Source organism: Rhizobium oryzicola (assembly GCF_030504645.1).
In the GTDB taxonomy this organism is placed as follows: domain Bacteria; phylum Pseudomonadota; class Alphaproteobacteria; order Rhizobiales; family Rhizobiaceae; genus Neorhizobium; species Neorhizobium oryzicola.
Window position 1 is genome coordinate 290,574 of sequence record NZ_JAUKWQ010000001.1, and the last position, 12,776, is coordinate 303,349.

Annotated in this window: 12 protein-coding genes; 8 read left to right on the plus strand and 4 right to left on the minus strand. The window is 60.8% G+C overall.

Annotated elements, in window-relative coordinates; genetic code table 11:
• The first annotated feature begins 114 nt into the window (after positions 1-114).
• Positions 115-930: an undecaprenyl-diphosphate phosphatase gene (locus Q2T52_RS01420; RefSeq protein ID WP_302074898.1), complete on the plus strand. Its 816-nt coding sequence runs from the start codon at positions 115-117 to the stop codon at positions 928-930.
• A gap of 50 nt (positions 931-980) precedes the next feature.
• Here the strand turns inward: Q2T52_RS01420 and Q2T52_RS01425 are convergent, their stop codons facing one another.
• Both Q2T52_RS01425 and Q2T52_RS01430 read right to left on the minus strand, forming a co-directional pair.
• The gene (locus Q2T52_RS01425; RefSeq protein ID WP_302074899.1) at positions 981-1,139 is read right to left on the minus strand and encodes a hypothetical protein; all 159 of its coding nucleotides are present in this window, start codon (positions 1,137-1,139) and stop codon (positions 981-983) included.
• 236 nt (positions 1,140-1,375) lie between these two features.
• The gene (locus Q2T52_RS01430) at positions 1,376-2,356 is read right to left on the minus strand and encodes a complex I NDUFA9 subunit family protein (protein WP_302074900.1); all 981 of its coding nucleotides are present in this window, start codon (positions 2,354-2,356) and stop codon (positions 1,376-1,378) included.
• Positions 2,357-2,895: 539 nt separating this feature from the next.
• Between Q2T52_RS01430 and otsB the strand changes: the two genes are divergently transcribed.
• Together otsB and otsA are read left to right on the plus strand one after the other, a co-directional pair.
• Complete coding sequence (otsB, locus tag Q2T52_RS01435; RefSeq protein ID WP_302074901.1) at positions 2,896-3,684, plus strand: trehalose-phosphatase; 789 nt, start codon at positions 2,896-2,898, stop codon at positions 3,682-3,684.
• Between the two features lie 22 nt (positions 3,685-3,706).
• Positions 3,707-5,083, plus strand: a complete 1,377-nt coding sequence (gene otsA, locus Q2T52_RS01440) for an alpha,alpha-trehalose-phosphate synthase (UDP-forming) (RefSeq protein WP_302074902.1) — start codon at positions 3,707-3,709, stop codon at positions 5,081-5,083.
• On the opposite strand, the gene Q2T52_RS01445 is transcribed toward otsA, so the two are convergent.
• Complete coding sequence (locus Q2T52_RS01445) at positions 5,070-6,005, minus strand: choline sulfate utilization transcriptional regulator (protein WP_302074903.1); 936 nt, start codon at positions 6,003-6,005, stop codon at positions 5,070-5,072. The genes otsA and Q2T52_RS01445 overlap by 14 nt on opposite strands.
• A 94-nt stretch (positions 6,006-6,099) precedes the next feature.
• Here Q2T52_RS01445 and choX point away from each other — a divergent pair, with 94 nt between their 5' ends.
• Both choX and betC read left to right on the plus strand, forming a co-directional pair.
• Positions 6,100-7,050 (plus strand): choline ABC transporter substrate-binding protein, encoded by a 951-nt coding sequence (choX, locus tag Q2T52_RS01450; RefSeq protein WP_302074904.1) that lies wholly within the window; start codon positions 6,100-6,102, stop codon positions 7,048-7,050.
• Between the two features lie 7 nt (positions 7,051-7,057).
• Complete coding sequence (gene betC, locus Q2T52_RS01455) at positions 7,058-8,578, plus strand: choline-sulfatase (RefSeq protein ID WP_302074905.1); 1,521 nt, start codon at positions 7,058-7,060, stop codon at positions 8,576-8,578.
• A 232-nt stretch (positions 8,579-8,810) separates the two neighbouring features.
• On the opposite strand, the gene Q2T52_RS01460 is transcribed toward betC, so the two are convergent.
• On the minus strand, positions 8,811-10,394 hold the full coding sequence (locus Q2T52_RS01460) for a peptide chain release factor 3 (protein WP_302074906.1): 1,584 nt from the start codon (positions 10,392-10,394) through the stop codon (positions 8,811-8,813).
• Positions 10,395-10,480: 86 nt separating this feature from the next.
• Between Q2T52_RS01460 and dut the strand changes: the two genes are divergently transcribed.
• The 3 genes from dut to cysK all read left to right on the plus strand — a co-directional run bounded on the left by dut (position 10,481) and on the right by cysK (position 12,686).
• On the plus strand, positions 10,481-10,939 hold the full coding sequence (dut, locus tag Q2T52_RS01465; protein ID WP_302074907.1) for a dUTP diphosphatase: 459 nt from the start codon (positions 10,481-10,483) through the stop codon (positions 10,937-10,939).
• 61 nt (positions 10,940-11,000) lie between these two features.
• Positions 11,001-11,612 carry a LysE family translocator gene (locus Q2T52_RS01470; RefSeq protein WP_302074908.1) on the plus strand — a complete coding sequence of 204 codons (612 nt, stop codon included), beginning with the start codon at positions 11,001-11,003 and terminating at the stop codon, positions 11,610-11,612.
• A 105-nt stretch (positions 11,613-11,717) separates the two neighbouring features.
• Entirely contained in the window at positions 11,718-12,686 is a 969-nt protein-coding gene (gene cysK, locus Q2T52_RS01475; protein ID WP_302074909.1) for a cysteine synthase A, read from the plus strand.
• Positions 12,687-12,776: the final 90 nt, after the last annotated feature.

Here is a 12,776-nt window from a genome sequence, read left to right on the forward strand (position 1 = left end):
ATCACCAATGCCGGATTGTGGCCGACATATGGCGGCTTGAGGTTTTGGTAAGGCCAAGACGCCGGAAATTCTCTTCTCACTATAGTTCTCATCACCGTTAATAAAGGATCAAGAATGGCGGACCAGTCTATCGTCAGCGCCCTCGTGCTTGGATTGATCGAGGGGTTGACCGAATTCATCCCCGTTTCTTCGACCGCCCACGTGCTTCTGGCCGGGCATTTTCTGGGTTTCCAGTCTCCGGGCAATACCTTTGCCGTTCTGATTCAGCTGGGGGCAATCCTCGCCATCCTGCTTGTCTATTTCCAACGCTTGCTTGAGATCGCGCTGGCCCTGCCGAGCAGCGCCAAGGCGCGCCGCTTCGTGCTGACAGTGTTGATCGCCTTTCTGCCGGCCGCCGTCATCGGTGCCTTTGCGCATGGGTTCATCAAATCGGTACTGTTCGAAACGCCGATGCTGATCTGCGTGATGCTGATTGTCGGCGGTGTCATCCTGCTGGCCGTCGACCGGATGAAGTTCACACCGCGCTATACGGACATCATGGACTATCCGCCGGCGCTTGCCTTCAAGATCGGCCTCTTCCAGTGCCTGGCCATGATCCCCGGCACCTCGCGTTCGGGCGCCACGATTGTCGGTTCGCTGCTGATGGGAACGGATAAGCGTTCGGCGGCGGAATTTTCCTTCTTCCTTGCCATGCCGACCATGCTCGGCGCCTTCGTGCTGGATCTCTACAAGAACCGCAATGCATTGAGCTTCGACGATGCCGCATTGATCGGCGTCGGCTTCGTGGCCGCTTTCGTCACGGCGCTGTTCGTCGTCAGGTCTTTGCTGGATTTCGTCTCAAGCCGGGGATACGCGCCCTTTGCCTGGTGGCGCATTGGGGTCGGCATCGTTGGACTCGTCGCGCTTCTGGCGCAGAGGTCCGCGGGCTGAAACGTCAAAGGTAAAGGTCGAGCGGGCGGCGTGCCGCCCGCGACAAGCAATCAGCGAGCGGGATTGATCGAACCCGTGCTGCAGGGATCGATACCATAGGCGGGTGCACATGCGCCCTTGCCGGCGGCAACCGTACCCGGTGCCATGAAGGAGCCAGCAAGAATTACGAGTGCCGCACACGCAAAAAACAGTGCGATGGACTTGCCCATGGAGAAGTGCCTTTCGGGGTATGGAATTGGGGTCACGGCGATACCGAGGTCTCGATCCGGCAGGAGGGGTTTATTGGCCTGGCGAGCATGATTCAATAGCGGATTTTGCTGAACCAGCGGTTAACGCGCGCTTCTCAAGTCATGCGTTTTTTGTGCAACATGTGCAAAAATGAAAGCGGGCAAAACCATGATTTTGCCCGCTTTTTACCATGATCTTGACAAGATTGCCGAAAGGTTCAGGCGGCCTTGCCGGTGCCGCTGAACTGACCTTGCGGACGATACTGAACCAGATAGCTCGGAAGCACCGTGTCGAGCAGCGTCGAGCGGATGCCGAGGCCCTTCAGGGTACGGCCTTCCTTTTCCGCCAGATCGGAAACCACATTGTCGCTCTTCAGCAGCGTCACCTGATCGCCGGTCAACGGCGGCGTGATCAGCGGAACCGCTGACGCAACGCCACCGATGAAGGAGGCAACACCGAATGGCAGCGAAACAAAGCGACCCTTGCGATGCGTGACGCGCAGAACCGCCTCCAGACAGTCCTTGAAGCTCAGCACTTCCGGACCGCCAAGTTCATAGGTCTTGCCGGCATCGATCGTCCCATCCACGGCGCGGCCAACCACTTCCGCCACGTCTTCCACGAAGACCGGCTGGAACTTGGTCTTGCCGCCGCCGATCAGCGGCAGGAAGGGCAGGGTGCGGGCCATATCGGCGAACTTGTTGAAGAAGTTGTCTTCCTGGCCGAACACGATCGACGGGCGCAGGATGATGGCATCGGGCAGGATCGTGCGGATCGCATCTTCCGCGCGGCCCTTCGAACGGGCGTAGGAGGAGGCAGACTTTGCGTCGGCACCGATGGCAGAGATGTGGGTGAGCTTGGCGCCATTGGCGCGGGCAGCTTCGGCTACGGCCTTGGCGCCGAATTCCTGCACGGCGTCAAACTTGTTGCGGCCGCTTTCGAAAAGGATGCCGACGCAGTTGACCACATGGTTGGAACCAGCAACGGCCTTGTCGATCGACTGGCGGTAGCGCAGGTTTGCCTGCACCAGCTGGATCTGGCCCGCATAGCCGAGCGGACGCAGGAAACCGGCCAGATCCGGGCGGCGCACCGCCACGCGGATGCGATAGCCGCGCTTTGCCAGGGCCCGCACGACATGGCGGCCGACAAAGCCCGAGCCCCCGAACACGGTAACGAGCGGCGGAAGATTGGACACGGTCATGGAAGCGCTCCGAAAGCCTTGGATGAAAGAGGTTTTCTTTGTCTCTAGCCGAATCGGAAAGCAAGGTGAAGCCTCGGCTTGCCGACTGCCGCAGGTAGGCTCAGGAAATTTGCCGTGAGCTTGCCAAATGGCAAATGTCGGATGGGTTCAAACGCCACTAGAATGCCGACAATCCCGAGATGTTGCGGTGGGGGCGGGCGCCGCAGCAGCTCTCCTTCTCCCCAGATATGCCGGGCGAGGCTACGAACTCCCAAAGATCTCATCCATGAACCTGGGCGGCTTTTCCGTGAAGTGCCGACCGCAGGTGGGCCACTTGTAGCGCTGATGGCCGCCTTTAAAGCCGGTTTTGAACAGATCCTGTCCATGACCATCTCGGGCACGCCATCCGCGACCTTAATCTCCAAATCACCGACCGGAACCAAACTAGAGTCCTTAAAGCTGGTTCTGTAAACAATGCCAAATTGAAGAGGGATGTGGCGTTTTCTGACGCGAATTTCTCCAGACTTGCCATTGCTCGGTTGCGGCCTAGATAGCCGTTCATGGAACAGACGGACACATCACGCGGTGAGGTTTTGGCCGCATCGGATGAGCAACCTCTGGCGCCGCTTCTGGCCGAGCCGGACCAATGGGCGCTCTTTCTCGACATCGACGGCACACTGGTGGATCTCGCCGAGACGCCTGACAGCGTGGTGGTCGAGCCGGGGCTGACAGACACACTGCAAGCGCTCTCTCACCGGCTTGGCGGCGCCCTGGCATTGGTCACAGGCCGCGCACTTCCCTATGCGGACCAGTTGCTGCAGCCGCTTGCCCTGCCCATTGCCGGTCTACATGGGGCAGAGCGCAGACGGGCCGATGGTTCTGTCGATGCGGTCACGCCGGAACCTTCCTTCGTCACCCTGAAACGGTCGCTGGAGCGGGTCACCTCCGACTGGGATGGCGTGATCATTGAGGACAAGGGCGGCGCTGTGGCAGCCCATTTTCGCCAGGCCCCGGAACGGCAGGCATCGCTGGAGGCCGTGATGGCGGCAGCCCTTTCCGAAGCCGGGCCCGACTACAGCCTTCAGCGCGGGAAGATGGTGCTGGAGATTCGCCCTGCCCGCGCCAACAAGGGATCTGCCGTTGAGGCGTTTCTGTCAGAAGCACCATTCTCTGGCCGCAAGCCGATCGCCATTGGCGACGACCTGACGGACGAGGCGATGTTTCGCTTCGCCAACGAGGCGGGCGGCCTCTCCATCCACATTGGCGAAGCCGCAGACACCGCGGCGCAATTCACCCTCCCCTCGCCGGATGCCTTGAGACAGGCGCTGCGCCGGATCGCAACCGAATGATCGCCCACAGGAGAAAAATCCATTGAGCCGTCTGGTCATCATTTCCAACCGCGTCACCATCCCGGAAAAGAGCGCCACTGCACCTGCGGGCGGGCTTGCCGTGGCGCTGCAGGCGGCTTTGGAGGAGCGCGGCGGCATCTGGATGGGCTGGTCCGGCAAATCAAGCGGCGCCAAGGAGCCGGCGGAGCTCCACCTCATCGAGCGCGGCAACATTACCTACGCGTTGACGGACCTGACGAAAACGGATGTGGAGGAATATTATCACGGCTTTGCCAACCGTGTTCTCTGGCCCATCTGCCACTACCGGCTGGATCTCGCCGAATATGCCCGCAAGGAAATGGCCGGATACTTTCGGGTCAATCGCTTCTTCGCGCATCGTCTCGCACCGCTGCTCAAGCCGGACGACATCATCTGGGTGCATGACTACCATCTAATCCCGCTGGCTGCGGAACTGCGCCGGATGGGCATCAAGAACCGCATCGGTTTCTTCCTGCATATTCCCTGGCCGCCGGCGGACGTGCTGTTTGCCATGCCTGTTCATGAGGAGATCATGCGGGGGCTGACGCACTACGATCTGGTGGGCTTCCAGACGGTGCATGATCTCTCGAATTTCCGTGGCTGCCTGGAGCGAGAAGGGTTTGGCTCTGCCGTCAGCGATACGGTGTTTTCCGCCAATGGCGCGGAGTTTCGCGGCAACTTCTACTCCATCGGCATCGAAACGGCCGCTTTTGCGGAGTTTGCGCGCAAATCCGCCAGCGGCGTGCTGGTGAAGAAGGCGCGTCAGAGCCTGGAGGGCCGCGATCTCATCATCGGTGTCGACCGGCTGGATTATTCCAAGGGCATTACCCAGCGCATCGATGCCTATGAGAGCTTCATCACCCGCAACCCGGAACAGCATGGCAAGGTGACCTATCTGCAGATCACCCCGAAATCGCGCTCGGAAGTGCCGGAATACGAGCAGATGCAGCGCACCGTGGCCGAGCAGGCGGGCCGCGTGAATGGTGCTCTTGGCGCTGTCGACTGGGTACCCATTCGCTACATCAACAAGTCTATCGGAAGACCTATCCTCGCGGGCCTCTATCGCCTCGCGAAGATCGGCCTCGTCACGCCGCTGCGCGACGGGATGAACCTTGTCGCCAAGGAGTTCGTTGCGGCACAGGACCCTGAAGATCCAGGCGTCTTGGTGCTCTCCCGCTTTGCCGGCGCTGCCCAGGAGCTGAAGGGTGCGCTTCTGGTCAACCCCTACGATATCGAAGGCACCGGCCATGCCATTGCCAGGGGGCTGACCATGGGACGCGAAGAGCGCATACAGCGTTGGCGCGGCATGATGGACCACCTGCTGGAGCATGACGTGACCCGCTGGTGTGATGATTTTCTGAAAGACCTTACGGCTGCGTGATGGCCAACAATGCGCTCGACAGAACCTGCTGGAATTCCTCCAGCAACCAGAGCCGTAGGGCTTCGGTTTCCGGCCCCGGCTCCGCAGGCGGCACGAACCAGTAGCCGCGCTCCGGCTCCCTGATCATAGGGCCGCAGCGCACCAGCATGCCGCTTTCCAGCAGCGGATCGATGAGGCCGAGCCAACCGAGTGCAACTCCCTGTTCCGCCATGGCCGCCTGCAGCACGAGCGAATAGGTGTTGAACCCCACTTCTCCGCGATCGGCTCTACGCTCACGACGCAGACCAAACGCCTGCAGATAGCTTGACCAGTCATGCCAGGGCGACAGGTGTTCCGTCTCCAGATGCAAGAGCGTGCTCGACGCCAGTCGTTCCGGCACATCAAGGGGACCGGTGCGGGCGATAAATCCCGGTGCGCATACCGGTACCACCTGTTCCGGGAGAAGCAGGATGCCGGTGCGGCTGAACTCTGCCTGCGTGCCGAACACAATCGAAACTTCGCCTTCTTCCGGCACCGCCGGGCCGGTTCGATGGGAGGCGACGATGCGGATATCCATGTCCGGATGACGCTGGCGAAATGCATGCATGCGCGGCATCAGCCAGAAGGCGGAAAAGGCATAATCGGTGGCAATCCGGATGGCGCGACGCTGGCTGCGCTTGCGGAAATCGCGCGCCAGATCGTCTGCCTCATCGACAAACCGCGCGGCAACCTCAAACAGGCGGCGGCCTTCCGCCGTCAGCTCCACGCCGCGATGCTGACGCCGCAGCAAGGGAACCTGCAACTGCTCTTCTAGTTTGCGGATCTGATAGCTGACCGCCGGCTGGCTGAGGCCGAGCCTTTCAGCGGCCAGCGTCAAATTCCCGGTGCGTCCGACCTCATGAAGAATGCGGGCCCAGCCGAGATCCAGCGGACGATCAGCCATAAAATTTCCTTTTGGCAGCAATCAAAAAAGCCCGACTTCACAGGTAGCGGCAACGCGATGTTCTATAAACTGAACAAATAAAAGGGGAACTGCAATGAAAACCATGGCATGCATGGGCGGGCTGATCGCCGGCCTCATTTTCTCCCTTTCCGCAACCGGCACCGCCTTGGCTGCCGACGATGCGGCCTGCAAGGCCATCCGCCTGTCCGATCCCGGCTGGACCGATATCACCGCCACCAATGCCACGGCCTCCGTGGTTCTCGAAGCCTTGGGCTATGCGCCTGATGTGAAGACGCTGTCGGTTCCGATCGGCTACCAGTCCATGAAGAACGGCGAGATCGACGTCTTCCTCGGCAACTGGATGCCGGCCCAGAAAGCCTTCATCGATGACCTCACCAATGCCAAGGCGATCGAGGTGATGACGAAGAACCTGGAGGGCGCCAAGTTCACGCTGGCCGTTCCCTCTTACGTGGCTGACAAGGGCGTGAAGGATTTTACCGATCTTGCCAAGCAGGCTGACGGCTTCGGCAAGAAGATCTACGGCATCGAGCCCGGCGCACCGGCCAATGGCAATATCCAGAAGATGATCGACAAGAATGACTTTGACCTGAAGGGCTGGGAGCTTGTCGAATCCGGCGAGCAGGCCATGTTGGCGCAGGTGAAGCGCGCCGAAGCCCAAAAGGAAAACATCGTTTTCCTCGCCTGGGCGCCGCACCCCATGAATACCCAGTTCAAGATCACCTATCTCTCCGGCGGCGACGCCTATTTCGGCCCGAACTATGGTGGCGCGGAAGTCTATACGCTCGCCCGCAGCGGCTGGCCGGCCAAATGCCCGAATGCGGCAGCGCTGTTTAAATCCATGCGCTTCGAAATCGGCATGGAAAACGAGCTGATGGGCAAGATCCTCGGCGGCGATGATCCGAAGGCGGCGGCCAAAGCCTGGCTGAAGGCCAACCCGAAAACGATCGAGCCCTGGCTTGCCGGCGTGACCACATTGGATGGCAAGCCAGGTCTCCCCACCGTGAAGACCGCTCTGGGCCTCTGATTACACCATGTCGCAGCCGAATATCCTGATCCTGATGGTGGACCAGCTCAATGGGACGCTGTTTCCCGATGGCCCCGCTGAGTTCCTGCATGCGCCCCACCTGAAGGCCCTGGCGAAGCGCTCCGTGCGCTTCGCCAACACCTATACGGCAAGCCCGCTCTGCGCGCCGGCGCGGGCCAGCTTCATGTCGGGCCAGTTGCCGAGCCGCACCCGCGTCTATGACAATGCCGCGGAGTTCGCTTCCGATATCCCGACCTATGCGCATCACCTGCGGGCTGCGGGCTACTACACCGCCCTCTCCGGCAAGATGCATTTCGTCGGCCCGGACCAGATGCACGGTTTCGAGGAGCGGCTGACGACGGATATCTACCCCGCCGATTTCGGCTGGACGCCTGATTATACGAAGCCCGGCGAGCGTATCGACTGGTGGTATCATAACCTCGGTTCCGTCACCGGCGCAGGCGTGGCCGAGATCACCAACCAGATGGAGTATGACGACGAGGTGGCCTATCACGCCACCCGCAAGCTTTACGATCTGTCGCGTCGGCAGGACGAGCGCCCCTGGTGCCTGACGGTCAGCTTCACCCATCCCCACGACCCTTACGTGGCGCGACGCAAGTTCTGGGATCTCTACGAGGATTGCCCTGATCTCGACCCGCCCGGCGACATTCCGGCCTTTGAGGATCTGGACCCGCATTCGCAGCGCCTGCTGGAGGCCTGCGATTTCCGCGCCTTCGACATTACGCCGGAACAGGTGCGGCGCGCGCGCCGGGGCTATTTCGCCAACATCTCCTATGTGGACGAGAAGGTCGGAGAAATCCTCGATGTTCTCGAACGTGGCCGCATGGCGGACAATACCATCATCCTCTTCGTGTCAGACCATGGCGACATGCTGGGCGAGAAGGGCTTGTGGTTCAAGATGTGCTTCTTCGAAGGCTCGGCCCGCGTGCCCCTGATGATCGCAGCACCCGACTGGGAGCCCGCATCGGTTTTACAGCCCGTCTCGACGCTCGATGTCACGCCGACGATTGCCAGGCTTGCGGGGCTCGACCTCACCCGCATTGCACGCTGGACGGATGGCGAGGATCTGGCGCCGCTTGCGACAGGCACAGGCGGACGCGGCCCGGTGCCCATGGAATATGCGGCGGAAGGCTCGATCGCGCCGCTGGTCGGGCTTCGCGACGGCCGCTACAAGCTGACGCTCTGCGAGGCCGACCCGCCGCTGCTGTTCGATCTGGATACCGACCCGCACGAGACGCAGAACCTCGCCGATGACCCTGCCCATGCTGAGGTTTTGAAGCGCCTGACAGCCATGATGCGCGCCCGCTGGGATCTGAAGCGTTTCGATGAGGCGGTGCGGGAAAGCCAGGCCCGCCGCTGGGTGGTCTATCCAGCTCTGCGCAACGGCGCCTACTACCCTTGGGATTACCAGCCGCTGCAGAAAGCCTCCGAGCGCTACATGCGCAACCACATGGATTTGAACGTGCTGGAAGAGAGCAAGCGTTTTCCACGGGGGAATGATCACTAATCACGACAAATCTGCCGTGAGCTTCAATGTCTTCAGCGTGTTCAGCAAGCGACAGAAAGTGCCCCGCCTACCACGTCATCCTCGGGCTTGACCCGAGGATCCACAATACAAGACCCGAGTCGGTGCCGGCCTGGATCCTCGGGTCAAGCCCGAGGATGACGACGTGGTTGGCGTGAGCCTACCGGACAACCCCACTTACACAGGCCTTGGAGAAGGCAAGTCTTCACACCACTCACGCCGCCTTGGCGACGTGATATTCCTTGATGGCGACCATCTTGATGGCCGGATAACGCTCCGCTTCGTAGCGCAGCGAAAAGGCATCCTGCGCGAGGAAGACCGGATCGCCATCGAGGTCGCGGGCGATATCGCCGCGCTTCACCGTCAGGAACTTTTCCAGCTCCGCCTTGTCATCGGACGAGATCCAGCGGCAGACCGAGAAACGCGACATTTCGAATGACACCGGCAGCGTATATTCCGCCGACAGACGCTCCTTCAGAACGTCGAGCTGCAGGGCGCCGACCACGCCGACAATGGCGGGCGAACCGTCTTCCGGCGAAAACAGCTGCACCACGCCCTCTTCCGCCATCTGCTGCAAAGCTTCCTTCAGCTTCTTCGCCTTCATGGCATCCTCCAGCCGCACGCGGCGCAGGATTTCCGGCGAGAAGTTCGGTACGCCCTGGAAGACGAGTGCTTCGCCTTCCGTCAGCGTATCGCCAATGCGCAGCGTGCCGTGGTTGGGAATTCCCACCACATCGCCCGCATAGGCCGTATCGGCCAGCTGGCGCTGCGAGGCGAAGAAGAATTGCGGTGCGGTGAGCCCCATTAGCTTGCCGGTGCGGGCGAGCCGCGCCTTCATGCCGCGCTCCAGCTTGCCCGAGCAGATGCGGGCAAAGGCGATGCGGTCGCGATGGTTGGGGTCCATGTTCGCCTGGATCTTGAAGACGAAGGCGGTCATCTTGTCTTCTCTCGCATGCACCTTGCGGACATCCGCCACCTGGTCGCGCGGCGGCGGCGCAAAATCGCCGAGCGCATTGATGAGATCGCGCACGCCGAAATTTCTCAGCGCCGAACCGAAGAAGACCGGCGTCATGTGACCTTCGAGGAAAGCCTGTTTGTCGAAGGGACGGCAAGCTTCGACCGCGAGTTCCAGCTCGTCGATGAAAGCCTGGCGCTCGTTTTCCGGCAGGTGATCGGCGACGCTCTGCGGGCCATTGACCTTGGTCGGCTCAACCTGCGTATCGCTGCCGCGGAAGGTGCTGTTGGCGAGGTTATACGAACCGCAGAAATTCTTCGAGCGACCGACCGGCCAGGTGACCGGAGCGGTGTCGAGCGCCAGCTTTTCTTCCACCTCGTCGAGGATCTCGAAGGTATCGCGCGCCTCGCGGTCCATCTTGTTGACGAAGGTGATGATCGGGATATCGCGCATGCGGCAGACTTCGAAGAGCTTCAGCGTGCGCGGCTCGATACCCTTGGCGCCGTCAATCACCATGACGGCCGCATCCACCGCCGTCAGCGTGCGGTAGGTATCGTCCGCAAAGTCTTCGTGACCCGGCGTGTCGAGAATGTTGAAGACATTGCCTTCATATTCGAAGGTCATGACCGAGGTCACAACGGAGATACCGCGCTCGCGCTCGATCTTCATCCAGTCGGAGCGGGTCTGGATACGATCCTTCTTCGCCTTCACTTCACCGGCCAGCTGGATGGCGCCGCCGAACAGCAGCAGCTTTTCGGTGAGCGTCGTCTTACCGGCGTCCGGGTGCGCGATAATCGCGAAGGTGCGGCGGCGGGAAACCGCCTCGGCAATGCTTTCAGCCATGTTCTGCAAATCCTTTGAGTTGCCGCGTATCTAGCGATTTCGGGGCAATTATGCAATTGACGGCGCAAACAGAAGGACAAGCCTCCATGCGCGACATCATCGGCCCGACCCTCAAGCTCATTCGCCTGCCGCATGGTGACGGCCTCGACCTGCCATCTTACGAGACGGCAGGCGCGGCGGGCATGGACATTCGCGCCGCCGTTTCAGACCCCATGGTGCTGAGGCCCGGTGAACGGGCTCTGGTGCCGACCGGCTTCATCTTCGAAATACCCCAAGGCTTTGAAGTGCAGGTGCGTCCGCGCTCCGGCCTTGCCTTCAAGAACGGCGTGACCTGCCTCAACACGCCAGGCACGATCGACAGCGATTATCGCGGCGAGGTGAAAGTGCTGCTGATCAACCTCGGCCAGGAAGATTTTACGATCGAGCGCGGCATGCGCGTGGCCCAACTGGTCCTGGCGCCCGTGGTGCAGGCGCGTGTTCAGGAAGCCGACGCCTTCAGCGATACGGCGCGCGGTGCGGGCGGTTTCGGATCGACGGGCGTATGACGAAAGAGAGCGTTGCGCTGGCGACGAAACCGCTCTAGCAAAGCGCATCGGAGGAGAGACGATGACCCTGACCACCCTGATCACCTACGCGCTGGCTCTGTTCATCGCGGCAGCTATTCCGGGCCCCGGAATGACGGCCATCGTGGCACGGGCACTCGGCTCCGGCTTCCGACCAACCTTATTCATGGGGCTTGGGCTCATTCTTGGTGATCTGGTCTATCTGACCGCTGTCATCCTCGGCCTTGCCATCGTCGCGCAAAATTTCACGACGCCCTTCCTGATCATCAAATATCTGGGTGCGGCCTATCTCTGCTATATCGCGTGGAAGCTCTGGACCGCCGGTCTGCTGCGACAGGACATTCAGGCGCAAACGGGCGTCAAGGGCGGCATGGCTTTTCTCTCCGGTCTGCTTGTCACACTTGGTAACCCGAAGACCATGCTGTTTTACGTGGCTCTGGTGCCGACGCTCCTTCCGCTTTCCGAAATCGGTCCTCGCGATTACGCCATTCTCGTTGGCACGACTTTCGTGGTGTTGATGGCGGTGCTGCTGCCTTACATTCTGCTGGCCTCGAAAGCGCGGGAACTCTTGAAAAAGCCCAAGGCGCTGCAGGTGCTGAACCGTTCGGCGGCCGGCATTTTGGCCGGAACCGCCGCCTATATCGCGGCACGCTAACGAGAAAAGATATACTCAAAAACCGGCGCGTTTTCAGTCGTATTTTTCTCGTCTTACCCGAAATTCCTTTCTAATCTTCCTTTTGAAAATTTCAGGGAGCCCAGTATGTCCGATACGCCCAAGCCCGGCCGCGGCAAGATCTATGCCTCCATCATCGACACGATTGGCAATACGCCGATCGTGCGTCTCGACAAACTGGCGCGCGAAAAGGGCGTGAAGGCCAACCTGCTGGCCAAGCTGGAATTCTTCAACCCGATCGCTTCGGTGAAGGACCGCATCGGTGTCGCCATGATCGAAAGCCTGGAGGCGCAGGGCAAGATTTCGCCCGGCAAGACGACGCTCATCGAGCCAACCTCCGGCAACACAGGCATTGCGCTGGCCTTCGCCGCTGCGGCCAAAGGGTACAAGCTGATCCTCACCATGCCCGAGACAATGTCGATCGAGCGGCGCAAGATGCTGGCTCTGCTGGGTGCCGAACTGGTTCTGACCGAGGGGCCGAAGGGCATGAAGGGGGCGATTGCCAAGGCGGAGGAACTGGCCGCGACCCTGCCGGACGCCATCATTCCCCAACAATTCGAGAACCCGGCCAACCCTGAAATCCACCGTCAGACGACGGCGGAAGAGATCTGGAACGATACCGACGGCCGGGTCGACCTGTTTGTCGCCGGCATCGGTACGGGCGGCACGATCACTGGTGTCGGGCAGGTGCTGAAGGCGCGCAAGCCTGACCTGAAGGTCATTGCCGTCGAGCCAGCGGAATCGCCCGTCCTTTCCGGTGGCGAGCCTGGCCCGCACAAGATCCAGGGTATCGGTGCCGGCTTTGCCCCAAAGATCCTCGACACGTCGGTCTATGATGAAGTCGTCACTGTTGCGAGCGCCGAGGCCATGGAAATGGCGCGCCTCGTCGCCCGCCTGGAAGGCGTTCCCGTCGGTATCTCCTCAGGCGCCGCACTGACCGCGGCAATCCGTATCGGCCAACGGCCGAAAAACGAAGGCAAGAACATCGTCATCATCATTCCCTCGTTTGCGGAACGCTATCTTTCGACGGCACTGTTTGAGGGGCTGGGGGAATGAGGCAATAAGCGAATAGCGAATAGTTTGCGGGCACAGTTTGCCGATGCGACCCATTTCAACGACTTTCTACAAGCGCCTGCTGCACGCAGA

Excerpts from the sequence above, each read along its gene's own strand:
- Q2T52_RS01420 (WP_302074898.1), top strand. The coding sequence starts at position 115 with ATGGCGGACCAGTCTATCGTCAGCGCCCTCGTGCTTGGATTGATCGAG.
- otsB (WP_302074901.1), top strand. The coding sequence starts at position 2,896 with ATGGAACAGACGGACACATCACGCGGTGAGGTTTTGGCCGCATCGGAT.
- Q2T52_RS01460 (WP_302074906.1), bottom strand. The coding sequence starts at position 10,394 with ATGGCTGAAAGCATTGCCGAGGCGGTTTCCCGCCGCCGCACCTTCGCG.
- Q2T52_RS01445 (WP_302074903.1), bottom strand. The coding sequence starts at position 6,005 with ATGGCTGATCGTCCGCTGGATCTCGGCTGGGCCCGCATTCTTCATGAG.
- dut (WP_302074907.1), top strand. The coding sequence starts at position 10,481 with ATGCGCGACATCATCGGCCCGACCCTCAAGCTCATTCGCCTGCCGCAT.
- choX (WP_302074904.1), top strand. The coding sequence starts at position 6,100 with ATGAAAACCATGGCATGCATGGGCGGGCTGATCGCCGGCCTCATTTTC.
- Q2T52_RS01470 (WP_302074908.1), top strand. The coding sequence starts at position 11,001 with ATGACCCTGACCACCCTGATCACCTACGCGCTGGCTCTGTTCATCGCG.
- Q2T52_RS01425 (WP_302074899.1), bottom strand. The coding sequence starts at position 1,139 with ATGGGCAAGTCCATCGCACTGTTTTTTGCGTGTGCGGCACTCGTAATT.
- betC (WP_302074905.1), top strand. The coding sequence starts at position 7,058 with ATGTCGCAGCCGAATATCCTGATCCTGATGGTGGACCAGCTCAATGGG.
- cysK (WP_302074909.1), top strand. The coding sequence starts at position 11,718 with ATGTCCGATACGCCCAAGCCCGGCCGCGGCAAGATCTATGCCTCCATC.
- Q2T52_RS01430 (WP_302074900.1), bottom strand. The coding sequence starts at position 2,356 with ATGACCGTGTCCAATCTTCCGCCGCTCGTTACCGTGTTCGGGGGCTCG.